Genomic DNA, 23,528 nt, shown 5'->3' on the forward strand with positions numbered 1-23,528 from the left:
TTCACTTAAGCCCTGCTTTTCTTGAAAAGCTTCGCTTAACCCTTGAGAAAACCTCTATTCTGTAGCATGATTGTGTGAAGAATAGAGGTTTTTTCATGCAAGTTTATTTAGTAGGCGGTGCTGTCCGAGATCATTTACTCGGCCATCCCTATCACGAAAAAGATTATGTGGTGGTTGGAGCAACGCCCGAGCAATTACTCGCCGAAGGCTATCAACCCGTGGGAAAAGATTTCCCGGTATTTCTACATCCAATAACAAAAGAAGAATATGCACTTGCACGTACTGAACGTAAATCTGGTGTGGGTTATCACGGGTTTCAATTTTTTACCGACACTACAGTTAAGTTAGAAGAAGATCTCATTCGTCGTGATTTAACCATTAACGCAATGGCAATGGATGATGCAGGTACCATCTATGACCCCTATGGTGGGCAGGACGATTTAGATCAAAAAATTCTACGCCATGTTTCAGATGCATTTACCGAAGATCCTCTGCGCGTACTTCGTGTAGCGCGTTTTGCTGCTCGTTATGCGAGCTATGGCTTTAAAATCGCAGATGAAACCCTAGAATTAATGCAGGAAATTGCCAAATCTGGTGAGCTTGATGCATTAACGCCTGAACGTGTCTGGAAAGAAACTTCACGTGCATTGCTGGAAGATCATGCTGATGTATATTTCCAAACACTCAAAGCGTGTGATGCCTTAAAAATCTTGTTTCCAGAGATTGATGCGTTATTTGGTGTACCACAACGTCCTGAATACCATCCTGAGATTGATTGTGGTATTCACACCCTCATGGCGCTTAAACAAGCCTGTTTAGCAAAATATGCGCTTGATGTGCGTTTTGCTGTGCTTGTGCATGATCTTGGCAAGGCACTCACCCCTGTGGACGAACTACCACGCCATATCATGCATGAAGAACGTGGTCTTCAGCCTGTAACGGATCTGTGTGATCGTTTAAGAGTACCCACCCATTTAAAAAGCTTAGCTTTAATTGTGTGTAAAGAACATTTGAAGTGCCATCAAGTCAAGAATCTGAAACCAGGCACTTTATGGCGTCTTTTACAACGCTTAGATGTATTGCGTCGACCTGAAAAAGTGGAAGCTTTTGTTCAGGCCTGTGAGTGTGATGCCAAAGGTCGTTTAGGCTTAGAGCAACGCCCGTACCCACAAGCGCAATACATGTTAGATGCGATGCAAATTGTCAGAAATATTCGTGCGCAAGATTTACCTGAACATGTGACTGGTCCAGAAATTGGTGAAATGCTGATTCAGTATCGCATTGAAGCACTAGCTAAGTTTAAAGAGTTGCACAATAACTGATTAATTTTTAAGTAAATTAAGTCTTTTTTGTACAGATTCGCTTATCTATATGCCAAAAAGATTATTAATCAAGCAAACGATTAATTTTATTTACTATTGTTGTTGACGCATCTGCTTTTCATGCCTAAAATGCGCATCAGATTCTCCAATAGCTCAGTCGGTAGAGCGACGGACTGTTAATCCGCAGGTCCCTGGTTCGAGCCCAGGTTGGAGAGCCAATCTACTAATCTCCCATAGCTCAGTCGGTAGAGCGACGGACTGTTAATCCGCAGGTCCCTGGTTCGAGCCCAGGTGGGAGAGCCAAGATTCTAAAAAGCCCTGATCATTGATCGGGGCTTTTTTTATACTATTTAAAAGAATACCCAATAAAAAAAGACCCGTGATGAACACAGGCCTTTTCACTTATAATTTAGATTAAGCGGCAACTTCTGCTGGCACACCACTATGAAAACGGAATGTATCATCTGGGCTTAAAATCAGATTTTTTTCCACTTCACGAATATGCTCGATGCGTTGCTGGATCGTCTCTTCTGGATCTTTAAGCTTCGCTGTTTTTGCAACATCCAAAGCTAAAGCCAGATAGTCCTCAAAATGACGAGATTCAGACTTAAGCAAGTAGCGGTAGTAACGCCCCAATTCATCATCCACAATCGGTGCTAGCGCATAGAAACGTTCACACGAGCGTGCTTCGACAAATGCACCAATAATCATCACATCAATTAGAGCCTCAGGCTCATAAGTACGGATTTCTTTACGTAACCCACCTGCATAGCGCCCTGCGCTTAAGCCCTTCCACTCTTGGCCACGTTTGTTCATGAATTCCAAAACCTGCTCATAATGCAGCATTTCTTCACGCACCAATTGCGCCAATTTCACTTGCAGGTCCGTAAAGAAACTATAGCGGAACATCAAGTTCATTGCTGTACTCGCTGCTTTTTTCTCACAGTTAGCATGGTCTTGCATTAAGATGTCCAGATTATTAATGGCTTCATCCAACCACGCCTGAGGAGTCGCACAACCCAAAAAAGCGATGACAGGTTGCATCAACTCATCATAATTTACACTACTCATCAACTTATCTCGCAGCAGCCTGAATCGCTGCTTTCATATCTGTTACTGCTTGAGCCAAACCAACAAATACACTATCGGCAATAATTGAATGCCCGATGTTTAATTCATGAATTTGTGGAATTGCTGCAATCGCTGCAACGTTATCCAGATTCAAACCATGCCCTGCATTCACAACCAAACCTTTTGCCGCTGCATATTCAGCACCTTTGATAATACGAGCTAATTCAGCTTGTTGTTGCTCATCCGTTTCCGCATCTGCATAAGCACCCGTATGGATCTCAATGGTTGGTGCACCACATGCGACAGCAGCATCAATTTGAGCTAAATCTGCATCAATAAACAAAGACACATCACTGCCAATAGCTTTGAGTGCTTGGGTCGCCGCTTTGACTTTTTCAAAATGACCAACCACATCCAAGCCACCTTCGGTTGTCACTTCTTGACGACGTTCAGGTACAAAGCACACATGTTGCGGCTGAATCTCTTTGGCAAATGCAACCATTTCATCAGTCACAGCCAATTCAAGATTCATACGTGTTTTTAACAATGGACGCATGCGACGTACATCATCATCTTGTATATGGCGGCGATCTTCACGCAAGTGCAAAGTAATCCCCTCAGCACCTGCCTGTTCACAGACCAAAGCCGCCTGAACTGGATCAGGGTAAGTTGTACCACGTGCTTGCCTTAATGTCGCAACATGATCAATGTTTACACCCAAGATTGCAGCCATAAAAATATCCTATCGGTTTAGCCCTGAATCATTATTTTCAATACATCAGGAATATCAATTTTGTGTACTTTGAATCCAAAGTTGCCTGCTTTTCAGCGGCCGATCACCCAGCAAAGAGCTAATCATTTGACGGTATAGTTTACCCAATAATTGCAGCTGTTCGTGAGAAAAATCCTGCCCATCTTCGTAACTTTGCATGGAGGTAATCAATGCACCATCAAGTGTTGAACGCGAAGCTTGTGAAACTGGTAAAAAGCCATCATTGAGCTGAAATTGATAGTGCTGAGTGACCTGAATGTCTTTTTGGCTCGCATCTACTGAGAAATCAATGGCATAACCAAGTTCAGGTAATAATACATGCTCAAATTGACGTAAAATTTGTCGAAGAAACAAAGCCGCTTGCTCATGTGTAGCCAATTGCTGTAACAGCGCGAGAATCAACTGATATTGTTCGAATGTTTGCGGCATCATCTCTTCTAAAGGACACAGTCGCAATAGAATTTCATTTAAATAAAAACCGGCAAAAAATGCATCACCATGAAAGAACACAGGTTGATTCAGGATTTCTAATTTTGTGAAATTTTTAAGTTCCGACTTACCAGAAGCTTGCAGACGAATAGGTTGGTATTGCGGCGGTGGGATCTGCCTAAGAATCCCATCCACCCGACCATATTCTTGTGTAAATAAATGCACAATATGGCTTTTTTCACGATATTTACGATGATGAATCAAATAGCCATGCAGGACTTCATTACGCATCATAGAACGATACTAGTCCTTCTTTTTCTCATCCTTTTCTTCATCATCGCCATCAGGAATGACTGCACCTACAACCGCAGCCGTCCCTTTAACAACACCTTTAGTGGTCTTATAGGCAACTTTCACAGGTACAGTTACAAGCTTATGAATACAGCCCTGCAACATGAATACACACGTCACGATTGCGAGTACACGGATTGTTATTTTCATACCTGTTTCCATTGTCAACAAGACAGTTAAATATCGCTATAACCTAAGCTTTTTAGTGCACGTTCATCATCAGACCAGCCACCTTTGACTTTCACCCAAAGTGTCAACATGATTTTTTGTTCAAACATCTTTTCCATGTCTGCACGTGCATCCATACCGATACTTTTCAGCTTCGCTCCTTTGTCGCCAATTACAATGGCTTTTTGGCCTTGACGTTCCACAAAGATGGTCGCATCAATATAGGTACAAGGTGGCTTTAAACGGCCTGTTTTTTCGTTTACAGCCGCTTCTTCAGTTTTAAATGATTCAATCTGAACCGTTAAATCGTACGGAAGCTCTTCACCCAACTGACGCATAATTTTCTCACGAATGATTTCACTCGCAAGGAAACGTTCAGAACGATCGGTAATCTGATCTAATGAATACAAAGGTGGTTGATACGGCAGATACTTCTCAATCGTGTCACGTAAATGATCTAGGTTCGCACCACGCAACGCTGATACTGGAACAATCTCAGCAAAGTTCATTAACTTGGCACGCTCTCGAATCAGCGGCAAAGCTTCATTTTTATTTTCGAAGGTATCTAGCTTATTGATCACAAGGATCACAGGCATATCTGCATTTTTAAGCTTTTCCAAAACCAATTCATCGTTTTGAGTCCACTTTTGTGCATCAACCACAAATAAAACCAAGTTCACATCGCGCAATGCTGAGTGAGCAGCACGGTTCATCATCTTATTGATGGCACGTACTTCTTTTTTATGCATCCCAGGAGTATCTACGAATACTGCCTGTGATTTCTCACGTGAATCAATCCCCACGATCTTATGACGTGTGGTTTGTGGCTTACGTGAGGTAATGGATAGCTTCTGACCCAAGATATGGTTCATCAAAGTTGACTTGCCCACGTTTGGACGGCCAACGATCGCAACAAAACCGCTTTTGAAATCTGAAGGAATTGTGCTTCCTTGAGAACTAAAAAATTGATCAACTACATTATTGCCATCTTGCTGTTCAGTTGCTTCTGGCTTATTTTCTTCTGAATGAGACATCAGGTTATTGCTCCAATAATTTTAAAATCTCTGCCGCTGCCGTTTGTTCGGCAAAACGACGACTTGAGCCCTCGCCTATAATTTTTGGCAATCCCGCTACATCACATTCCACTTTGAAATGTTGATTCGGGGCATCGCCCTGAATATCTACAACCTCGTAAACTGGGAGAGGTTTTTTACGTGCTTGTAAATACTCTTGCAAACGTGATTTAGGGTCTTTCAGTTGATCTGTCGGTTCGATATGATCAAGATATGGTTCATACCATTTTAACACAATGCGCTCGAGCAAGTTGAGATCATTACTGTCTAAATAAATAGCACCAATAATGGCTTCAACCGTATCAGCCAAAATCGATTCACGGTGATGTCCACCCGATTTTAACTCGCCTGTGCTTAAAATTAATGACCGACTCAATTGTAAGTCATTTGCAATTTTCCCCAATGCTTCCTGTCGAACCAAAGTCGCACGCATACGTGTTAAGCGACCTTCATTTTCTAGGGGATAGGCATTGTACAAATAATTTGCAACGATCATCCCTAATAATGCATCGCCTAGAAATTCTAGGCGTTCATAATTATGTTTATGGCTGACCGAGCGATGGGTCAAAGCCAGTTTTAACAAGTCAAACTGTTTAAACTGGTGACCTATTCGCCCTTGCAGCCGTGTATCATTGAGCTTGTTTTGCAGATTTTTGGTCAAAAGTCTTCTCAAAGGTCATCACTAAACTGATATTCAGCATGAAAGGCTTACGTATTTCATACTTCTTCATCACCACAAGATCATCTTTATAAGTCACTTGCGCAATATCTTTAAAATGTAGATCGCGAATCCCGTTCATATCAAAACGTTGATCCATCTGAGATGCAAACTTACTCGGTGTAATATTTGCAGGACTATCTTTTAATAGCCCCTCAATTTGAGTATTAATCAGTTTGTCATCCCAGTATGCTGGCCAAATCGCAATTGCTGCTTTCACAGCAACTGCAAATAAGACTACCCCAAATAAAATTGCAATATACGAAGTCCCTTGTTGAGATTTACGCATCTGTCTATTTCCTATATATTTTTATTAGTCAATCTTACCATTTCGGTTGAAACTTGGAAGATTAAAACCAGGTTCTTTATGCATCCATACATAAAAAGCACGACCTGTTAGGTTCGCTTCAGGTACAAAGCCCCAAAAACGACTATCTGCACTTTGATCGCGGTTATCACCCATTGCGAAGTATTGTCCCTTTGGCACTGTTACTTCCCAATCTTGACCGTTACTTTGGATAAATACATCATTCTCTTTTGCGACAAATGGCACCAAAGCTTCAGCACCTCTCAATTGTGCAAACTGGAATTGTTCAACAAGCGGATTGCGTCCTTCCAAGTAGCGGATTAAATGCTGATGTTCACCTAAAGTTTCTTTGAAATAAAGCGCTGTAGGCGTATCTTGCTGATCTTTCTCACGCGAGTATTGAGTCTCTACCTTTGCAACTTGCTGGCCATTAATCATTAATTGACCATTTCTAAATTGAACATGGTCACCTGGTACACCAACGACACGTTTAATATAGCTAATGGTTGGTTGTGGCGGATAACGGAATACAATCACTTCACCCCGTTTTGGCTCACCGACATCAATGATTTTAGTATTTACGATTGGTAAACGTACACCATAATCAAACTTATTCACCAAGATAAAATCACCTGTTTCTAAGGTCGGAACCATAGAATCTGATGGAATATTAAATGGTTCATATAAGAAAGAACGTAGCACCAGCACAACAGCCAACACAGGCCAAAAGTCATATGCCCAAGTAATGACAAAGTTCTCTTGATTACGCCCACGTGTTGCACGCTGTTTCAATACCAACTTATCCAGTAACCACACTAAAAAGAAAATTAGTGTTGCTGGTACCAGAATCAAGTTAAAATCAAAATCCACAAACCCTCTCTTGCAGTTTCACTGCCCGTCATTCGACTGGGTAAAGCGGCATGCTCCCCCAGCCTGATCTTTTTTATCGATCAACTTTCAATACAGCTAAGAACGCTTCTTGTGGAATCTCAACACTTCCCACTTGCTTCATACGTTTCTTACCTTCTTTTTGTTTCGAAAGAAGTTTCTTCTTACGCGAAACGTCACCACCATAACATTTTGCCAATACGTTTTTACGCATCGCTTTTACGGTAGAACGTGCAATGATTTGCGCACCAATCGCAGCTTGAATCGCAACATCATACATTTGGCGAGGAATCAGATCTTTCATCTTCTCAACCAATGCAATACCACGATGACGTGCATCTTGACGGTGACAAATCATTGCCAAGGCATCAACCTTTTCGCTATTAATTAGAACATCAACCTTAACCAGCGCTGAACTCTCGAAACGAACGAAGTTATAATCCAGTGAAGCAAAACCACGCGAACATGATTTTAATTTATCAAAGAAATCCATGACCACTTCAGCCATTGGAATTTCAAACGTGATTGATACTTGGTTACCCAAGAATTTCATATCTTTTTGAATACCACGACGTTCGATACATAAAGTCATGACATTGCCTAAATACTCTTGCGGTACAAGGATATGACATTCAGCAATCGGTTCACGTAAATCTTCAACTGTTGAGCCATCTGGCATTTTTGAAGGGCTGTCGATATAAATGATATCGCCTTTCTTGGTTAATGCTTCGTAAATAACAGTCGGTGCAGAACTGATCAAATCAAGATCATACTCACGCTCTAAACGCTCTTGCACGATTTCCATGTGCAGCATACCTAAGAAGCCACAACGGAAACCAAAGCCTAACGCATCCGAACTCTCAGGCTCAAAGAATAAAGCAGAGTCATTGATCTGTAGTTTTTGCAGCGCTTCACGGAATGGTTCAAAGTCACTTGAATCAATCGGGAACAGACCTGCATAGACCTGTGGTTTAACCTTTTTAAAACCTGGTAAAGTCGCAACATCAGGTGTGTTAGAAAGCGTAATGGTATCACCAACTGGCGCACCAAAAATGTCTTTAATCCCTGCAATAACGAAACCAACTTCACCTGCTTCGAGGATGTCAGTTTCGGTATGCTTTGGATTGAACACACCAACTGAAGTCACAGGATGTGTTTGGCCAGTTGATTTCACCAACATCTTGTCGCCCTTGCGGATACGACCTTGTTTAATACGAACAAGCGATACCACACCAAGGTAGTTATCGAACCATGAGTCGATAATCAATGCTTGTAACGGTGCATCACGATCACCTTCTGGCGCAGGAATCACATCGACCAAACGCTCTAGAACACCTTCAACACCTAAACCAGTTTTTGCTGAACAGGTTGGTGCATCTGTCGCTTCAATCCCGATAATTTCTTCAATCTCGTGAATGACACGCTCAGGCTCTGCTTGAGGTAAATCAATCTTGTTCAAGATTGGTAAAACTTCTAAGCCCTGCTCAATCGCGGTATAACAGTTTGCAACTGACTGCGCTTCTACACCTTGAGCAGCATCAACCACCAACAGCGCACCTTCACAGGCAGCTAGAGAGCGCGATACCTCATAAGAAAAGTCAACGTGCCCTGGAGTATCAATGAAGTTCAATTGATATTCTTGACCATTTGGATGTGTGTAATACAAGGTTACCGATGCAGCTTTAATGGTAATCCCACGCTCACGCTCAAGCTCCATAGAGTCTAATACTTGAGCTTGCATCTCACGATCTTGTAAACCGCCGCACATTTGAATAAAACGGTCCGCCAAAGTCGACTTACCATGGTCAATATGAGCAATGATCGAGAAATTGCGTATATTTTTGATATCTACGGATTTTTTAGCTTGCGCCATGGGTTACCTTAACAAAATAGAACGCCCTATACTTTCAAAAAGTAGTGAGCCAAATGGTTTAATAAAATTGCCCGCGATTATAACAGAAGCTCGGTATGAAGACGAAAGAAATTTATGCCTAGACGTTTTATGCGGTATAGCATTAGGCCCAAATAGCTCAATATCAAAATAACGACAATCGGAATTGTAAGAAAGTTCGCCCCATTTCGACCACAGGTTGAATTTGATGAAATTCTAATTTCTGTAACAGTCGTTGTGATTTAAGGTTTTGCTGCATGACTTGTGCATCTACATGGCGAATTTTTCGATCAAACAACAACTCGGTTCGAATCAAATTTAACATCGCTGTAATCGCCTCAAGCATATAACCATTTCCCCAATAGTTCGGATGTAAGTCATAACCAATAATCGCACGATGATCACCCTCCTCCTCAACAATACGATTAACACCACAACCACCTATCATTTCGCCGGTCTTTAAACGTATCGCATAACGAAAGCCCGATGCTGAACAATAACGATGATGCATTCGATGAATCAGCGCTTCCGCCTGTTCAATCTCAGAGAAAGCATCTAAATCATAAAATTCGAGTACTTGAGCATTTGAAAACATATCGAGAACGAATGCAGTATCATCTAAATGTAGGCTATTTAAAATCAAACGTTCTGTTGCTAAAGTCTTCAATGGTTGCATCAAATACTCTCTCATCTGGTCGAAACTTAATGCTTTCTATTCAAAATAGGTCACACTAAAGTCCATTGGATTTAAACTGGTTGCAATTGGCTGATACGCTTGGGTAAAGCTTGGTGACATTCGCTTTGGTCGCCCTGAATCAATTTCTATACACGCCCATTTGGTATTGCCAACAAATAAAATACTCTGATCTTTAGGTCGATAGAAGGCGTACTGACGGAACGAGTAAAGTGCATTAATATCATCTAGCCATGTCCGCAAAATGACTTCTTCGCCTTCCAGTGCAGCCTTACGGTATTGAACATGATGTTCAACCGCGACCATAGCGTGTTTCAGTTCTAAATATTGTGCCAAACCTAAACCCAATGCTTCGATGTGCGCTGAAGCAACGTCTTGCATCCACTGGATGTACATCACATTGTTCACATGACCCAATACATCGATATGCTTGGGCTGGACTTGTATTTTTAAATCAAAAATCGTACTCATAATTTTGTATACTTCATCAAACAATGTGCCGCTAGCTACACTAGTCTAAACACGAAAGTATTTCAAAATAAAAACCACCCTAATCTAGAGTGGTTTTAGCAACATAACCTTCATGCCATCATTAAGGTAAACGTAATCCAAGGATTGCACGTTGACCTTGGCGAATAATCGTTACACGCGCAACACTATTTTTTGGTAAGGCAGAAACAGTTTTTGCAAACTGTTGGCTATTGGTAATCGCTGTACCATTCACCTGTACTATCACATCACCCGCAACCAGATTTGATAACGACGCAGTACCACCACGCTTCACATCTTGTATCAAGATACCACCACGCACATCTAAACGCGCTTGCTCAGCTGCCGTTAGATCACGGATACTCATGCCTAAACCACTGGTTGGGTTATTTTTCTCAGCATCAGCAGCAGTGTCATCTGGTGCAGTGCCCAATGTTGCTGAAATTGTACGTGTTTTATCATCACGTAGAATTTCCAGTTGAACAGTTTGGTTCGGCGCGATACGGTTGAGTGAATAAAGCAAATCGCTAGTACGCGAAATTGGCGCACCATTGGCTTTTAAAATCACATCACCAGATTTTAGACCTGCTTTTTCAGCTGGGGACTTTGGCGCAACCTGAGTAATCAACGAGCCTTCTGGCTTCGGTAACTTATAGGCTTCTGCCAAGTTACGATCAATATCCTGCATCATAATACCAAGATAAGAACGGGTGACTTTACCAGTTGTTTTCAATTGTTGTACGACATCCATCGCCACATCAATTGGGATCGAGAATGATAAGCCCATATAACCACCCGTACCACTAAAGATACGTGAGTTGACTCCCACTACTTCACCACGCTGGTTAAACAATGGACCACCTGAGTTACCTGGGTTTAAAGCCGCATCAGTTTGAATAAATGGAACCGAAGTTTCTCCACTCATATTTCTTGATTTTGCACTGACGATCCCTGCCGAAGCCGAATAATCAAAACCAAATGGCGAACCAATTGCGAGTACAGGTTCGCCAACTCGGAGTTGGTCTACATTACCAATTCTTAATTCTGGAAAATTATTGCCATTCACTTTAAGCAATGCAATATCGGTACGCTCATCACTTCCTACAAGTGTCGCATCCAATTCACGACGATCATTTAAGGTAATACTGATACGTGAAGCATCTGCAATTACATGACGGTTCGTGAGTAAGTAGCCATCTTTCCCGATAAAGAAGGCACTACCATATGCCGTTTTTTCTTGAGGTCCCTGCTGTTGAGGGATAATCACTTGGTTACCAAAAAAACGACGTAGAATTTCTGGGACTTGTTGCTGTAATAACTCTTCCTGAGTCATTTTCTTAACAACATTGACACTCACAACCGCAGGACTGACCTGCTCAACGAGATTTGAAAAATCTACTGGCGATGCAGCATTGACTTGAGATGCTGCTATCGTAAATACCGCAGCATACATTCCTTGTTGTAAATAGCGACTTTTCATGAAGCAAGAACCTACATACTGATAATTAAAATGAAATTTAGGTCTATATTTCTAGCACACACCCATCATTCTTTTCGTAAAAATATGTTTATATTTTCAATGCATACAACGATCTAGAATGATGAAATGTGAATAAACTATGGAGAAACACACCATAATTTACCCGATAGAAATGGTTTTATCCTGAACAGCTTAACGATAGATTAAAACAATGTACTGAAACGTAATCATTTTCTCATCCATATAGATTAAGCAAAAAATAATCGGCAAATAAATCTCATTCGCTAAAAATTCACTCAATTCTAGGCAGATTGGCCCTTGCCTTTTTGATAAAAAAGCGGTGTCATTAGCAAACGTTTAAAACTGAAGCAGATTGACATGCCTGATTTAAAAACAATTCACCATTTTGATGTGATTATTGTGGGCAGTGGCGGTGCAGGTTTAAGTCTTGCACTCTCTTTACCAAGTCATTACAACATTGCAATTTTAGCTAAGGCGGCGCTGACGGAAGCCAGTACCTTCTATGCGCAAGGCGGTGTTGCTGCAGTATTAGATGAAACAGATTCTATTCAACAACATATTAATGACACTATGATTGCAGGTGGTCATCTTTGTGAATTAGATGCCGTCAAACATACCGTCGAAGGTGGCAAACCTTCCGTTGATTTCCTGCTCAAACAAGGCGTGCAATTTACGCTAGATGATGACGAACAATTGCACCTTACCCGCGAAGGTGGTCATTCACAACGTCGTATCATTCACTCTGCCGATGCAACCGGCAAAGCCATTTCAACCACCTTGGTTGAACGTGCGAAAGAACGAGAAAATATTACGATTTTTGAAAATTATATTGCGATTGATCTGATTACCCTACACAAGCTTGGGCATCAAAACCAAGCCAATCGTTCAATTGGTCTTTATGCTTTAGATGAAGCTAATGAACAGGTGCATACTTTCCTCGCGCCATTTACTGCACTGGCTTGTGGCGGTGCAATGAAAGCGTATCTATATACTTCAAACCCTGATATTGCCACAGGTGATGGTATTGCCATGGCTTATCGTGCAGGTTGTCGCGTGGCGAATATGGAATTTAACCAATTCCATCCAACCTGTTTATATCATCCGAAAGCGCGTTCGTTCTTGATCACCGAAGCGATGCGTGGTGAAGGTGCTTATTTACGCTTACCAGATGGCGAACGTTTTATGCTGCGTTTTGATGAACGCGCTGAACTTGCTCCACGTGACATTGTGGCACGTACCATCGACCACGAAATCAAACGTTTAGGTATTCGTCATGTCTGGTTAGACATCACCCATAAATCACCCGAATTTATTACTGAACACTTCCCGACACTATATGCGCGCTTACTTGAACTCGGCATTGATATCACTAAAGATATGATCCCTGTTGTTCCAGCAGCACATTACACCTGCGGCGGCGTGGTGGTAGATGAACATAGCCAAACTGATTTAGACGGTTTATATGCCATTGGTGAGACCTCTTATACAGGTCTACACGGCGCTAATCGTATGGCGAGTAACTCACTACTTGAATGTTTCGTTTATGGCATGAGTGCAGCAGAAGATATCGAACAGAAATTTGATGCTGAGTTTCAATTCCCTGATGTTCCAACATGGGATGAAACGCAAGTTACAGATGCAGATGAAGATGTGGTAATCCTGCAAAACTGGGATGAGCTTCGTTCTACCATGTGGAACTATGTGGGTATTGTCCGTACCACCAAACGCTTACAACGTGCCTTGCACCGTATTGAAATGTTGAAACGTGAAATCACTGAGTATTATCAGGATTATCGTGTCAGTAAGAATCTAATTGAATTGCGTAATCTAGTTCTAGTTTCGGAAATGATTGTACGTTGTGCAATGGAACGTAAGGAATCACGTGGTTTACATTACACGCTAGATTATCCTGAACTTTCAAATGAGATTCGTAAAACAGTGTTAACACCACCTAATTTTAAAGTGGAACAGCCGTTGGTGAATGAGTGATACTTTCAAAGAAGACTCTTAGTTAATATTTACTATCGCGGTAAGCGACAGGGATGTCGCCCGTTGAGCTGCGGTATCAAGGATGTACCGTCAGCTCAACAAAGGATTTTTGTTACTTTTCATCCCTGAAAAGTAAGGCATAAGAAATAAAGCCAAAGCATCACACAAACTTTTTAGATGATGCAGATTGAGTATATAGCTGCTTTCATTTCAAATATTGCAGCGCCTCTTCAAACACAACATCTGCATTCTGTGTTGCATCCAAACGCTTCATCCGTTCAGGTTCTGCTTGCCATAAGGTCTCATAACCTGCACGCACCTTAGCAAAGAAACTTAATTTCTCCTGCTCAAAACGATCCAATGCACCACGCTCTCGCGCACGGGTCATGCCCAATTCAATTGGGGCATCCAGCCAAAAGGTGATATTCGGCATTTTCGCCACAAAGGTTTGATTTAACAGTTGCAACTTTTCCTGACTTAAACCACGTCCAGAACACTGATAAGCAAAGCTGGCATCGGTAAAACGATCACTCAACACAATCTTACCCGCCTCTAATGCAGGTAAAATCACTTGCTGTAAATGCTGTGCACGCGCTGCATAAATTAATAACAGCTCGGTATCATGACTCATTTGCTCTTCATGATTCACCGCCAATAATAAGGAGCGAATCTGTTCCGCCAATGGTGTTCCACCTGGTTCACGGGTCAACACCACTTCTTTACCTTGCTGTTCAAAGTACTGATGAATTTTACGAATCAGCGTAGTTTTTCCTACACCTTCCGTCCCTTCAAAACTAATAAACATTATTCGCCCTGCTTTTTCTTTGAACGTAGCACAGTTAAATATTCTTGCACTGCACGATTATGGTCTTCTAAAGACGCGGTAAATTTATGCCCACCATTGCCCGTGGCAACGAAGTAAATATTTTTGGCATCATCAGGATGCATCGCTGCTTCAATTGCTTTCTTACTTGGCAAAGCAATTGGCGTTGGTGGCAAACCATTAATGGTATAGGTGTTATAAGCCGTTGGCGTACGCAGGTCATTACGGGTGATATTGCCTTTATAGTTATCGCCCATACCATAAATCACCGTTGGATCTGTTTGTAAGCGCATACCCATTTTCAAACGACGGACAAATACACCTGAAACTTGTTCTAACTCGCTATCAAGGCTAGTTTCTTTCTCAATAATCGAAGCCATGATCAACGCTTCATACTTATCTTTATACGGTAAGTTCGGTGCTTTCTTGGCCCAAGCCTCATCCAGCGATTTCATTTGACGGCGATACAAATCGGTTAAGATTTTTTTATCGGTCTCGCCTTTGGCAAAGAAGTAAGTATCAGGCGCAAATAGGCCTTCTGGATGCGTATATGAGATATTTAATTGTTTTAATAATTCACTGTGCGGAAGATCAAGCAAAGTATTGGTGACATTTGGGTCTTTTCTTAAACTCTGAATCAATTGTGAAAAAGTGGTTCCTTCAATCACTAAAATACGGTTCATCTGTGCATTGTCTGCATCAGACAACATATCCATCACCTGACGAATACTCATGCCTTCTGTAATTTCATAAACGCCCGCTTTCATGGTGTCATGAATCATAAACTTCTGATACAGCTTTAAAACTATTGGAAAATTCACCTTATTTTCTTTGGCTAAACGATCAATAAAGCGTGAATAGGTATCACCAGAAGAAATCACCAAAAGCTGTTTTTTACTGTCTACAGGGTAATTTTTAAATAAACTCGACCATACAATGCCAAAGATCGCCAATACAAAAATAACAATGGCGATCAAAAAGGCTTTAAAAAAAGAAAATCTAGATTTCGGTTTCGCTTTGGGCTTTTTCTTACTTTTGCTGGAATTTGGCGGCTTTGGCATATTAATCAATCTGGCTAAGTTTTAAAGTTTCAAATAAATCAAGATAGGGTTGCTGCGCTAAGGCCTGATCATTAAATCGAACAACCGCTTTCATTGGATGTAACGCATTGCAAAAAAATAAACTTTGGATATGGCCAATCTCATTCATATCGATACACCGCTGCTCACATTCAATCTGATATTGCTGCATTCTCGACAAGATTTTGGCTCTCATCACACCGTGGACGCCATTATAACGAAGTTCAGGCGTAATCCATCGATCATTTATACGAATAAAACAATTACTGCTTACCCCTTCAACAATATAACCTTGTACATCACTAACAAGGGCTTCTAACCAACCACGCTGATCAGCTTCTTGCTTGAGTAAGACCTGTTCTAATCTATTCAGCGTTTTTAAACCCACTAAATGCGGCATATTCAAACCCAAAGCATGATTTAACATGCCACTTTCAATCCACTCAGGCTGAAAAGCCTGTGTCACTCTTGGGTAATACCAGACATACACATCAGCCGCATGTAATGGCAAACTATAGCCACGATCGCCTTCACCACGGCTAATCACGACTTTTAATGTGCCATTGAGATTTGAATATTGCTGCTGTAATTGTACAAGAGACTTTTCTATACAAGATAAATTTGCATCCAGCTGTAAGGACTGACATGCCAATTTTAAACGTGCAAAGTGTAGTTCTTTTAGTTCAAAAATTCCGTGAAAAATACGTGCTGTGGTAAAGCAGCCATCGCCATAATGAAAAGCTCGGTCTAATAAAGGGATGGAATCAATTAATTGTCCATTTTTATAACACTGCATAATCTAGATACCTTTCCACTTTATAAGCCAGCATCACCAAAACCAATAAGCTATTGATTTTAAATAAGTATAACAATTAAAATCTAAAATTAAAAATCACTTATATATCAATAATTCAGCAAAGCTTATCTGTTTTATCTATTTCTATTTTTTTCATAACAAATTCGATTTTAATTATTTTTTTTGCAAAAAAACTGGCGTTATGCTGCGTACATATTCCAAACAGTGATTTAGATTTTAAGGGGTTTTCCATGCGTTTTTCTCAAGTTAAAGTCGGCGTCATTGCCGCATTACTCTCAGTTTCTTCATTCGCGGCACAAGAATTCTTAAACGTTTCTTATGACCCAACGCGTGAGCTGTATACAGATTTCAATAAACAATTCGGTACGTTCTGGAAACAGCGTACAGGTCAGGACATCGACTTTAAACAATCACACGGCGGTTCAGGTAAACAAGCCCGTGCCGTGATTGATGGCTTAAATGCCGATGTAGTCACACTTGCACTTGCAGCAGATATCGATGAAATCGCTGAAAATGCAAAACTTCTTCCAGCAGACTGGCAAAAGAAATTACCGAACAACTCTACGCCATATACCTCAACAATTGTATTCCTTGTTCGTAAAGGCAATCCAAAACAAATCAAAGATTGGGGTGATCTGGTTAAGCCAGGTGTAGAAATTATTACACCAAATCCAAAAACATCGGGTGGTGCACGTTGGAACTACTTAGGTGCCTGGGCTTGGGCGAAACATCAAAAAGGTGGTAACGACGCTAAAGCTCAAGAATTTGTTCGTCAAATTTATAAACAAACCAAAGTACTAGATTCAGGTGCACGTGGTGCAACCACAACATTTGCTGAACGCGGTATCGGTGATGTATTGCTGGCTTGGGAAAATGAAGCCTACCTTGCAGTCCGTGAACAACCGGGCAAATTCGAAATCGTTACCCCTTCTCTATCGATTCTCGCTGAACCACCAGTGGCTGTTGTAGAAAAGAATGCTGAGAAAAAAGGCAACTTGCAAATCGCTCGTGGTTACTTGAACTACCTGTATTCACCAGCAGGACAAGAGATTGCTGCACGTAACTTCTACCGTCCACGTAATGCCGCGGTATTAAAGAAATACAGCAACGTGTTTAAACCACTTAAATTGGTAACGATTGATCAAGAATTTGGTGGCTGGACCAAAGTACAAAAAACACACTTTGATAACGGCGGTATCTTTGACCAAATCGTCAAGATCAACAGCACAGGCAAATAAAAATCTCCCTTGCGCTGCAATAAACGCAGCTCACCTCTTTTGAAAGAGGGGAATTACACAGATTTTAGTTTAGTTACTAAATTCGTGTTACTCCTCCCTTTCTTAAAGGGAGGTTGGGAGGGATTCTAAGGGGTTAAGGAGAATAGACATGATTCATACCGTAATTGTTCCAGGTGTAGGTGGTAGCGAAGCGCAGCATTGGCAGTCTTGGTTACAACAGCAACTCGTGTCTAGCTCTCGCGTTCAACAGAAACATTGGGATCGTCCTGTGTTAAGCGAATGGGTTGCTCAATTTGTTAAAACTGTTGTTGCAGCTCCAGCGCCTGTTCAAATCGTTGCACATAGCTTTGGCTGCTTAACCAGTGTTGCTGCGCTGGCTGAACACCCAGAACTCAGAGCAAAAGTTAAAAATCTGATTTTGGTTGCACCCGCGAATCCAGCACGTTTTGGTGAAGCAGGCTTCGCTCGTCATAGCTTGACTGACTATAAACAGTATTTTCAGCAACTGAAAATTGACGTGCCGACCACGTTATTGATCAGTGAAAATGATCCGTGGTTGGGTTATGTCGATGCACTACAACTTGCTCAAGCATGGAAATTAACACCAATCAATTTAGGTCCAGTTGGTCATATCAATGTTGCTTCTGGATTTGGTCCTTTCCCTGAGATCCTGAACTACCTGCTACCTGAAAAAAAGATGCAGCCTATCGTCCGAATGAGTCAGGCAAATTTTAATTTGAAATTTGCCTAACCCCAGCTTTCCGTAATTTTAGTATTCGCATTATTTATTTGCTTGTTTTAGCAAACATTTCTCTTTGAGGAAATATCATGTCGCAGCGTTCCCGAGTGCTGCCTGGGTTTGGTCTCTCATTAGGCTTCACCCTCGCTTACGTGTCTTTGATTGTGCTTATTCCTTTATCTGCTGTCTTTATCAAATCTTTAGGGATTGGATGGGATGGCTTATGGGAAATCTTAACCTCAGAACGAATTTTAAAATCCTTACAGCTTAGCTTTAGTGCCGCACTGATTGCCGCTTTGGTTAACGTTATTTTTGGTTTGTTATTGGCTTGGTGTCTTGTGCGTTATAACTTCCCAGGCAAACGCATTGTCGATGCTTTGGTGGACTTGCCGTTTGCCCTACCGACTGCTGTTGCAGGTATTGCCTTAACCTCTTTATATGCCCCAACAGGCTGGATTGGACAATACCTTTCTCCACTCGGGATTGAAGTGGCTTATACCCCGATTGGGATCACACTTGCTTTAATCTTTATTGGTCTACCCTTCGTGGTTCGTACCGTACAACCTGTACTCAGTGATATTGAAACCGAATTGGAAGAGGCAGCTTCAGCACTAGGTGCCAATCGCTGGCAGACCATTACCAAAATCATTTTGCCGATTTTATTCCCCGCTTTGCTAACAGGTTTTGCCTTAGCATTTGCACGTGGCGTTGGTGAATATGGCTCTGTTATTTTCATTGCAGGCAACCAACCATATAAAACAGAAATTGCACCATTGATGATCATCTCTCGCTTAGAGGAATACGATTACGCAGGTGCAACGACCATTGCTGTGGTTATGCTCATCCTCTCTTTCGGCATCTTATTTTTAATTAACTTGGTGCAAGCATGGGCTAGCCGTCGCACAGGGAGAGTTGCACAATGAGCTTAAATACCAATAGCAACGCTTTAGCAATCAAATTACAAACCCGAGATGCAACCCGAGAACCAACTTGGGTTCGCTATACCTTGATTGGTGTTGCCTTAATCTTTTTTTTAAGTTGCCTACTACTTCCCCTGATCTTGGTATTTGTTGAGGCATTTAAGCAAGGTCTGAATGTTTATATTAACGCCTTAACCGATTCGGACACATTATCTGCAGTAAAGTTAACCTTACTTACAGCCGCGATTGCTGTACCCATTAATGTGGTGTTTGGTGTCGCAGCAGCATGGGCCGTTGCGAAATTCCATTTCCGCGGTAAAGCCATTCTTACCACGATTATAGATATACCATTTTCGGTCTCTCCTGTGATTGCAGGCTTGATGTTAGTCTTGATTTTTGGCGCGCAAGGCTGGATGGGTGGCTGGTTAATGGATAACGATATCAAAATTCTTTATGCCGTACCTGCGATTGTACTCGCCACCATTTTCATTACTGTTCCGTTTGTAGCCCGTGAACTCATTCCATTAATGGAAGCACAAGGCACAGAGGAAGAAGAAGCCGCAATTGTACTTGGTGCTTCAGGCTGGCAAACCTTCTGGAGAGTCACTTTACCCAATATCAAATGGGGTCTGATTTACGGCGTGATTTTGTGTAATGCCCGCGCAATGGGTGAGTTTGGTGCAGTATCCGTGGTTTCTGGTCATATTCGTGGTCAAACCAATACCTTACCGCTACACGTCGAGATTCTTTATAACGAATATACCTTTAGTGCTGCATTTGCTGTGTCATCGTTACTGGCATTTTTAGCGATTCTCACTTTGATCTTGAAAACGTGGCTCGAAGTCCGCCAAGAACAAGCAAATAAACATCAGCCCAATCACTAAGGAATAAACACATGAGTATTCAAGTTAAAAATATTGAAAAACACTTTGGTGCATTCCATGCGCTAAAAAATATCTCTTTAGATTTTCCTGAAGGTGAATTGGTTGCCCTACTTGGTCCTTCAGGCTGCGGTAAAACAACATTATTACGCATCATTGCAGGATTGGAATCTGCAGATGGTGGTCAGGTTTTACTTGAAGGTGAAGATGCAACAGACATCCACGTGCGTGAACGTCAGGTTGGTTTTGTTTTCCAACATTATGCCCTATTCCGCCACATGACTGTTTTTGACAATATTGCCTTTGGTTTACGCGTTCGCCCACGTGCAACACGCCCTTCGGAAGCTGACATCAAAAAACGTGTGACACGCTTACTTGATCTGGTGCAACTTGGTTTCTTGGCAGATCGTTACCCTGCTCAGCTTTCTGGTGGTCAACGCCAACGTATTGCTTTAGCCCGTGCACTAGCAGTTGAACCACGTGTTTTGTTACTTGATGAACCATTTGGTGCACTTGATGCCAAAGTACGTAAAGAATTACGCCGTTGGTTACGTACCTTACATGATGAGCTGCATATTACTTCGATCTTCGTGACTCACGATCAAGAAGAAGCTTTAGAAGTGGCTGACCAGATCATCGTGATGAACAAAGGTGACGTTGAACAGATTGGTTCACCACGTGAAGTGTATGAAAAACCTGCTACCCCATTTGTTTTTGATTTCCTTGGTCAAGCAAATCGTTTTGAAGGTGAGCATACTGGCGGTATTATCCGTATCGGCGATGACCGTATTCAGCTACCGACTCTATTAGATGCGCCACAAGGGAAAGTCATTGCATTTGCACGACCAAATGAATTACATATTCATACCCAACCTCAAGCCAATACCCTTGAGGCAACGTTCTTACGTGAAGTGTGGATTGCAGGTAGAGTTGTGGCGGAATTACAAGATCGTAGTGGACGTACTATCGAAATTTTATTAAGTGTAGAAGAAGCGAACTTACATCAATTCAAACCAAATCAAACCGTTTGGATCAGTGCAGCTCAACTTCATTTATTCGCAGATCAAACAACGCAAGTTGCTTAAAATAATATTGATGGGGTAAAACACGCCCCATCCTCTTATGAGGAAAAACTTTTATGAACTTCCAACAACTCAGAATTATTCGAGAAACTGTTCGCCAAAACTTTAATTTAACTGAAGCATCTGCGGCACTTTATACCTCCCAATCTGGTGTCAGTAAACACATTAAAGATTTAGAAGATGAATTAGGTGTACAACTTTTTGTACGTAAAGGTAAACGCTTATTAGGCCTCACCGAACCAGGACAATCCTTATTAAGCATTGTAGAGCGCATGTTGGTCGATGCTGACAATATTAAACGTCTAGCCGATGATTTTAATAAAGTGGATGAAGGCACACTGACCATTGCAACCACGCATACTCAGGCACGTTATGTGCTGCCACCGATTGTGAATCAGTTTAAAAAATTATTTCCAAAAGTCCATTTGGTTTTACAACAGGCCAGCCCAGTTGAAATTGCAGAAATGCTGCTACAAGGTGAAGCAGATATTGGTATTGCAACCGAATCATTAACAACAGAAGATAATTTGGCCAGCGTACCTTATTATGAATGGCACCATAGTATCATCACCCCAAAAGACCACCCTCTAGCGAAACTAGATAAAATCAGCTTGGACGTCTTAGCCGAATATCCGTTGATTACCTATCATGGCGGTTTTACAGGCCGTTCTAAAATTGACAAAGCCTTTGAAGATGCACAATTGCATGCCGACATTGTAATGTCAGCCCTCGATGCCGATGTCATCAAAACCTATGTCGAACTGAATATGGGGGTCGGGATTGTCAACGATGTCGCTTATGATGCGGAGCGTGATTATCGTTTACAACAAATTAAAACAGATATATTTGGTGTTAATACCACTTGGATTGCGGTACGAAAAGGACATCTGCTCCGTGGCTATGGTTATGAATTTATTTCGCTCTGCTCACCAGAAACAGATATTAAAGCACTGAAAAAAGTAGCTTATCCAGAAGAATAAATTATCCAAAAAAACAAAAGGCTCATATGAGCCTTTTGTTTTGCTTATTAAAACGCATAAAAAAACGAGCATTGAGCTCGTTTTTTTATGCTGAATGCATGGATTAGAACTTGAAGCTCACACCCACTTTTGCAACTGGCATCCACTCATATCTGCTCTTATTCGCGATTTTATCAGCATCACGATCAGCCGCAGCTTGACCTGACTCGGTACCACCTACTTTAATTAAACCTTCAGACTTTAAATCAACTTCAGGATTACCAGTATAGTACGCACCGACTTCACCAAATACACCAAAGTTTTTATAAACAGGACTATTTAAACCTAAGCCTACGTATGGAGCAATTTGGTTATCATAATTTAAATGGCCTTTAACCGAACCCTTTCCGCCAGGAGCGTAGTAGTTTGAACCATCAATTTTGATTGTATCGTTTGTATTAGAAACAGATTTTTTCAAATCATAACTATTATCAAGATAACCAACACCTGCCGCTACATAAAGTGCACGAGCAAATGCATTTTGGTTAGTACCCCATGGATAAATTTCAGCATTTAAATATGCTGTTTTATTGTCCATGTCCATATCATATTTCGTGCCATCAATTTTCAAACTGTCTGACCAAGAAATATCGCCACCATTATAACCAAGGCTTAAGCTCACGTATGGGTTGACTTTATATGAAATTGCACCACCGTAGCCTGTAGTACCTACCTCAGCACGAACAGAAACTGGATCTAAGTATGAAGGGAATGCATAAACTGATTCCTTCACCACTTGTTTATCCGCTGCAAATGCAGTACCTGCAATCGCTGTTAATGCACCTGCTGCTAACATAACACGCAAAGCTTTCATTGAAGTCTCCTCACAAAACGCTTTTATTTAAATAAATATATAATTGTTGCTTGTGGAATAAGCATAAAAGAATGATCGCTAACTTTTTATACAGAAACTGATTACTTTTTGTTATTTTTTGATACAAATTCGAATGAATTATGTATTTCTAAATTATAGATAAAAAACAATGGTCTCCATTTTTATTACAGTTTTGTTGCTTAAATTTAAAACAATATATTGTAACTACTTTTTTCAAAGATTCTGAGGGTCTGCTGCCACTTTATCTATGGTTGCGACATGAGCCGTATACGGCGCAAGATTTTTTAGGCGATACAAGGCATGGCTTGTGAAGTTTAGGCTTTCTAAATGAACAAGACATAACGATGTAGCGACAAAAAAACTTCTTGTCCCAAAGGGTTATAGCTAAAATTTCCTCATACTTCGTTATGAAACTTGGCAAGGGAATAGCCA

24 protein-coding genes and 2 tRNA genes are annotated in these 23,528 nt (G+C 41.3%); 10 read left to right on the top strand and 16 right to left on the bottom strand.

Features of this window, described 5'->3' with window-relative positions:
• Positions 1 to 95: 95 nt before the first annotated feature.
• From B2727_RS02840 to B2727_RS02850, 3 genes are all read left to right on the top strand, one after another.
• A complete protein-coding gene (locus B2727_RS02840) occupies positions 96 to 1,322 on the top strand; it encodes a multifunctional CCA addition/repair protein (protein WP_033133641.1) in 1,227 nt (408 codons plus the stop codon).
• A 142-nt stretch (positions 1,323 to 1,464) separates the two neighbouring features.
• Positions 1,465 to 1,540 (top strand) — tRNA-Asn (locus tag B2727_RS02845).
• A 9-nt stretch (positions 1,541 to 1,549) separates the two neighbouring features.
• Positions 1,550 to 1,625, top strand: a tRNA-Asn gene (locus B2727_RS02850).
• Between the two features lie 111 nt (positions 1,626 to 1,736).
• Here B2727_RS02850 and B2727_RS02855 read toward each other — a convergent pair.
• The 12 genes from B2727_RS02855 to B2727_RS02910 all read right to left on the bottom strand — a co-directional run bounded on the left by B2727_RS02855 (position 1,737) and on the right by B2727_RS02910 (position 11,653).
• On the bottom strand, positions 1,737 to 2,393 hold the full coding sequence (locus B2727_RS02855) for a tRNA-(ms[2]io[6]A)-hydroxylase (RefSeq protein WP_033133640.1): 657 nt from the start codon (positions 2,391 to 2,393) through the stop codon (positions 1,737 to 1,739).
• 4 nt (positions 2,394 to 2,397) lie between these two features.
• Positions 2,398 to 3,126, bottom strand: coding sequence for a pyridoxine 5'-phosphate synthase (gene pdxJ, locus B2727_RS02860; protein ID WP_005189881.1), 729 nt, complete (start codon positions 3,124 to 3,126; stop codon positions 2,398 to 2,400).
• Between the two features lie 54 nt (positions 3,127 to 3,180).
• A complete protein-coding gene (gene recO, locus B2727_RS02865) occupies positions 3,181 to 3,888 on the bottom strand; it encodes a DNA repair protein RecO (protein ID WP_005189885.1) in 708 nt (235 codons plus the stop codon).
• Between the two features lie 9 nt (positions 3,889 to 3,897).
• On the bottom strand, positions 3,898 to 4,095 hold the full coding sequence (locus B2727_RS02870) for an NF038104 family lipoprotein (protein WP_005204820.1): 198 nt from the start codon (positions 4,093 to 4,095) through the stop codon (positions 3,898 to 3,900).
• Positions 4,096 to 4,121: 26 nt separating this feature from the next.
• Positions 4,122 to 5,147, bottom strand: a complete 1,026-nt coding sequence (gene era, locus B2727_RS02875; RefSeq protein ID WP_005189893.1) for a GTPase Era — start codon at positions 5,145 to 5,147, stop codon at positions 4,122 to 4,124.
• A 4-nt stretch (positions 5,148 to 5,151) separates the two neighbouring features.
• Positions 5,152 to 5,847: a ribonuclease III gene (rnc, locus tag B2727_RS02880; protein ID WP_004805889.1), complete on the bottom strand. Its 696-nt coding sequence runs from the start codon at positions 5,845 to 5,847 to the stop codon at positions 5,152 to 5,154.
• Positions 5,816 to 6,193, bottom strand: coding sequence for a DUF4845 domain-containing protein (locus tag B2727_RS02885; RefSeq protein ID WP_004654518.1), 378 nt, complete (start codon positions 6,191 to 6,193; stop codon positions 5,816 to 5,818). The genes rnc and B2727_RS02885 overlap by 32 nt, the downstream gene beginning before the upstream one ends.
• Before the next feature lie 24 nt (positions 6,194 to 6,217).
• On the bottom strand, positions 6,218 to 7,081 hold the full coding sequence (gene lepB / locus B2727_RS02890; RefSeq protein WP_005322098.1) for a signal peptidase I: 864 nt from the start codon (positions 7,079 to 7,081) through the stop codon (positions 6,218 to 6,220).
• A gap of 73 nt (positions 7,082 to 7,154) precedes the next feature.
• A complete protein-coding gene (lepA, locus tag B2727_RS02895; protein WP_005189899.1) occupies positions 7,155 to 8,972 on the bottom strand; it encodes a translation elongation factor 4 in 1,818 nt (605 codons plus the stop codon).
• 163 nt (positions 8,973 to 9,135) lie between these two features.
• The gene (locus B2727_RS02900; protein ID WP_005322095.1) at positions 9,136 to 9,666 is read right to left on the bottom strand and encodes a GNAT family N-acetyltransferase; all 531 of its coding nucleotides are present in this window, start codon (positions 9,664 to 9,666) and stop codon (positions 9,136 to 9,138) included.
• A gap of 36 nt (positions 9,667 to 9,702) precedes the next feature.
• Positions 9,703 to 10,155, bottom strand: a complete 453-nt coding sequence (locus B2727_RS02905) for an acyl-CoA thioesterase (RefSeq protein ID WP_033133639.1) — start codon at positions 10,153 to 10,155, stop codon at positions 9,703 to 9,705.
• A 121-nt stretch (positions 10,156 to 10,276) separates the two neighbouring features.
• Positions 10,277 to 11,653, bottom strand: coding sequence for a Do family serine endopeptidase (locus B2727_RS02910; protein ID WP_004805748.1), 1,377 nt, complete (start codon positions 11,651 to 11,653; stop codon positions 10,277 to 10,279).
• A gap of 372 nt (positions 11,654 to 12,025) precedes the next feature.
• Here B2727_RS02910 and nadB point away from each other — a divergent pair, with 372 nt between their 5' ends.
• Positions 12,026 to 13,663, top strand: coding sequence for an L-aspartate oxidase (gene nadB / locus B2727_RS02915; protein WP_171248658.1), 1,638 nt, complete (start codon positions 12,026 to 12,028; stop codon positions 13,661 to 13,663).
• Positions 13,664 to 13,868: 205 nt separating this feature from the next.
• On the opposite strand, the gene tmk is transcribed toward nadB, so the two are convergent.
• The 3 genes from tmk to pabC are packed head-to-tail and all read right to left on the bottom strand — an operon-like array spanning position 13,869 to position 16,361.
• On the bottom strand, positions 13,869 to 14,468 hold the full coding sequence (gene tmk / locus B2727_RS02920; protein WP_033133637.1) for a dTMP kinase: 600 nt from the start codon (positions 14,466 to 14,468) through the stop codon (positions 13,869 to 13,871).
• Positions 14,468 to 15,547, bottom strand: coding sequence for an endolytic transglycosylase MltG (gene mltG / locus B2727_RS02925; RefSeq protein WP_005322091.1), 1,080 nt, complete (start codon positions 15,545 to 15,547; stop codon positions 14,468 to 14,470). The genes tmk and mltG overlap by 1 nt, the downstream gene beginning before the upstream one ends.
• Before the next feature lies 1 nt (position 15,548).
• Complete coding sequence (gene pabC / locus B2727_RS02930) at positions 15,549 to 16,361, bottom strand: aminodeoxychorismate lyase (protein ID WP_033133636.1); 813 nt, start codon at positions 16,359 to 16,361, stop codon at positions 15,549 to 15,551.
• Between the two features lie 251 nt (positions 16,362 to 16,612).
• Between pabC and B2727_RS02935 the strand changes: the two genes are divergently transcribed.
• The 6 genes from B2727_RS02935 (at position 16,613) to B2727_RS02960 (ending at position 22,222) form a co-directional block, all read left to right on the top strand.
• Positions 16,613 to 17,620 (top strand): sulfate ABC transporter substrate-binding protein, encoded by a 1,008-nt coding sequence (locus B2727_RS02935; protein WP_004654537.1) that lies wholly within the window; start codon positions 16,613 to 16,615, stop codon positions 17,618 to 17,620.
• A 148-nt stretch (positions 17,621 to 17,768) separates the two neighbouring features.
• Positions 17,769 to 18,371, top strand: coding sequence for an RBBP9/YdeN family alpha/beta hydrolase (locus tag B2727_RS02940; protein WP_033133635.1), 603 nt, complete (start codon positions 17,769 to 17,771; stop codon positions 18,369 to 18,371).
• A 77-nt stretch (positions 18,372 to 18,448) separates the two neighbouring features.
• Positions 18,449 to 19,282 (top strand): sulfate ABC transporter permease subunit CysT, encoded by an 834-nt coding sequence (gene cysT / locus B2727_RS02945; protein ID WP_005189928.1) that lies wholly within the window; start codon positions 18,449 to 18,451, stop codon positions 19,280 to 19,282.
• Positions 19,279 to 20,163, top strand: a complete 885-nt coding sequence (cysW, locus tag B2727_RS02950) for a sulfate ABC transporter permease subunit CysW (RefSeq protein WP_033133634.1) — start codon at positions 19,279 to 19,281, stop codon at positions 20,161 to 20,163. Before cysT ends, cysW begins: the two co-directional genes overlap by 4 nt.
• A gap of 11 nt (positions 20,164 to 20,174) precedes the next feature.
• Positions 20,175 to 21,245 (top strand): sulfate/molybdate ABC transporter ATP-binding protein, encoded by a 1,071-nt coding sequence (locus B2727_RS02955; RefSeq protein WP_005204853.1) that lies wholly within the window; start codon positions 20,175 to 20,177, stop codon positions 21,243 to 21,245.
• Positions 21,246 to 21,298: 53 nt separating this feature from the next.
• Positions 21,299 to 22,222 carry a CysB family HTH-type transcriptional regulator gene (locus tag B2727_RS02960; RefSeq protein WP_005189937.1) on the top strand — a complete coding sequence of 308 codons (924 nt, stop codon included), beginning with the start codon at positions 21,299 to 21,301 and terminating at the stop codon, positions 22,220 to 22,222.
• 103 nt (positions 22,223 to 22,325) lie between these two features.
• Here B2727_RS02960 and carO read toward each other — a convergent pair whose 3' ends face one another.
• On the bottom strand, positions 22,326 to 23,075 hold the full coding sequence (carO, locus tag B2727_RS02965) for an ornithine uptake porin CarO (protein ID WP_033133633.1): 750 nt from the start codon (positions 23,073 to 23,075) through the stop codon (positions 22,326 to 22,328).
• Positions 23,076 to 23,528 lie beyond the last annotated feature (453 nt).

The organism is Acinetobacter sp. UBA991 (assembly GCF_002292065.1).
In the GTDB taxonomy this organism is placed as follows: Bacteria; Pseudomonadota; Gammaproteobacteria; order Pseudomonadales; family Moraxellaceae; genus Acinetobacter; species Acinetobacter higginsii.

What these genes read in the sequence shown, in the direction of transcription:
- B2727_RS02840 (WP_033133641.1), top strand. Translation starts at nt 96, where the DNA reads ATGCAAGTTTATTTAGTAGGCGGTGCTGTCCGAGATCATTTACTCGGC.
- B2727_RS02855 (WP_033133640.1), bottom strand. Translation starts at nt 2,393, where the DNA reads ATGAGTAGTGTAAATTATGATGAGTTGATGCAACCTGTCATCGCTTTT.
- pdxJ (WP_005189881.1), bottom strand. Translation starts at nt 3,126, where the DNA reads ATGGCTGCAATCTTGGGTGTAAACATTGATCATGTTGCGACATTAAGG.
- recO (WP_005189885.1), bottom strand. Translation starts at nt 3,888, where the DNA reads ATGATGCGTAATGAAGTCCTGCATGGCTATTTGATTCATCATCGTAAA.
- B2727_RS02870 (WP_005204820.1), bottom strand. Translation starts at nt 4,095, where the DNA reads ATGAAAATAACAATCCGTGTACTCGCAATCGTGACGTGTGTATTCATG.
- era (WP_005189893.1), bottom strand. Translation starts at nt 5,147, where the DNA reads ATGTCTCATTCAGAAGAAAATAAGCCAGAAGCAACTGAACAGCAAGAT.
- B2727_RS02885 (WP_004654518.1), bottom strand. Translation starts at nt 6,193, where the DNA reads ATGCGTAAATCTCAACAAGGGACTTCGTATATTGCAATTTTATTTGGG.
- lepA (WP_005189899.1), bottom strand. Translation starts at nt 8,972, where the DNA reads ATGGCGCAAGCTAAAAAATCCGTAGATATCAAAAATATACGCAATTTC.
- B2727_RS02900 (WP_005322095.1), bottom strand. Translation starts at nt 9,666, where the DNA reads ATGCAACCATTGAAGACTTTAGCAACAGAACGTTTGATTTTAAATAGC.
- B2727_RS02905 (WP_033133639.1), bottom strand. Translation starts at nt 10,155, where the DNA reads ATGAGTACGATTTTTGATTTAAAAATACAAGTCCAGCCCAAGCATATC.
- B2727_RS02910 (WP_004805748.1), bottom strand. Translation starts at nt 11,653, where the DNA reads ATGAAAAGTCGCTATTTACAACAAGGAATGTATGCTGCGGTATTTACG.
- tmk (WP_033133637.1), bottom strand. Translation starts at nt 14,468, where the DNA reads ATGTTTATTAGTTTTGAAGGGACGGAAGGTGTAGGAAAAACTACGCTG.
- mltG (WP_005322091.1), bottom strand. Translation starts at nt 15,547, where the DNA reads ATGCCAAAGCCGCCAAATTCCAGCAAAAGTAAGAAAAAGCCCAAAGCG.
- pabC (WP_033133636.1), bottom strand. Translation starts at nt 16,361, where the DNA reads ATGCAGTGTTATAAAAATGGACAATTAATTGATTCCATCCCTTTATTA.
- B2727_RS02935 (WP_004654537.1), top strand. Translation starts at nt 16,613, where the DNA reads ATGCGTTTTTCTCAAGTTAAAGTCGGCGTCATTGCCGCATTACTCTCA.
- B2727_RS02940 (WP_033133635.1), top strand. Translation starts at nt 17,769, where the DNA reads ATGATTCATACCGTAATTGTTCCAGGTGTAGGTGGTAGCGAAGCGCAG.
- cysT (WP_005189928.1), top strand. Translation starts at nt 18,449, where the DNA reads ATGTCGCAGCGTTCCCGAGTGCTGCCTGGGTTTGGTCTCTCATTAGGC.
- cysW (WP_033133634.1), top strand. Translation starts at nt 19,279, where the DNA reads ATGAGCTTAAATACCAATAGCAACGCTTTAGCAATCAAATTACAAACC.
- B2727_RS02955 (WP_005204853.1), top strand. Translation starts at nt 20,175, where the DNA reads ATGAGTATTCAAGTTAAAAATATTGAAAAACACTTTGGTGCATTCCAT.
- B2727_RS02960 (WP_005189937.1), top strand. Translation starts at nt 21,299, where the DNA reads ATGAACTTCCAACAACTCAGAATTATTCGAGAAACTGTTCGCCAAAAC.
- carO (WP_033133633.1), bottom strand. Translation starts at nt 23,075, where the DNA reads ATGAAAGCTTTGCGTGTTATGTTAGCAGCAGGTGCATTAACAGCGATT.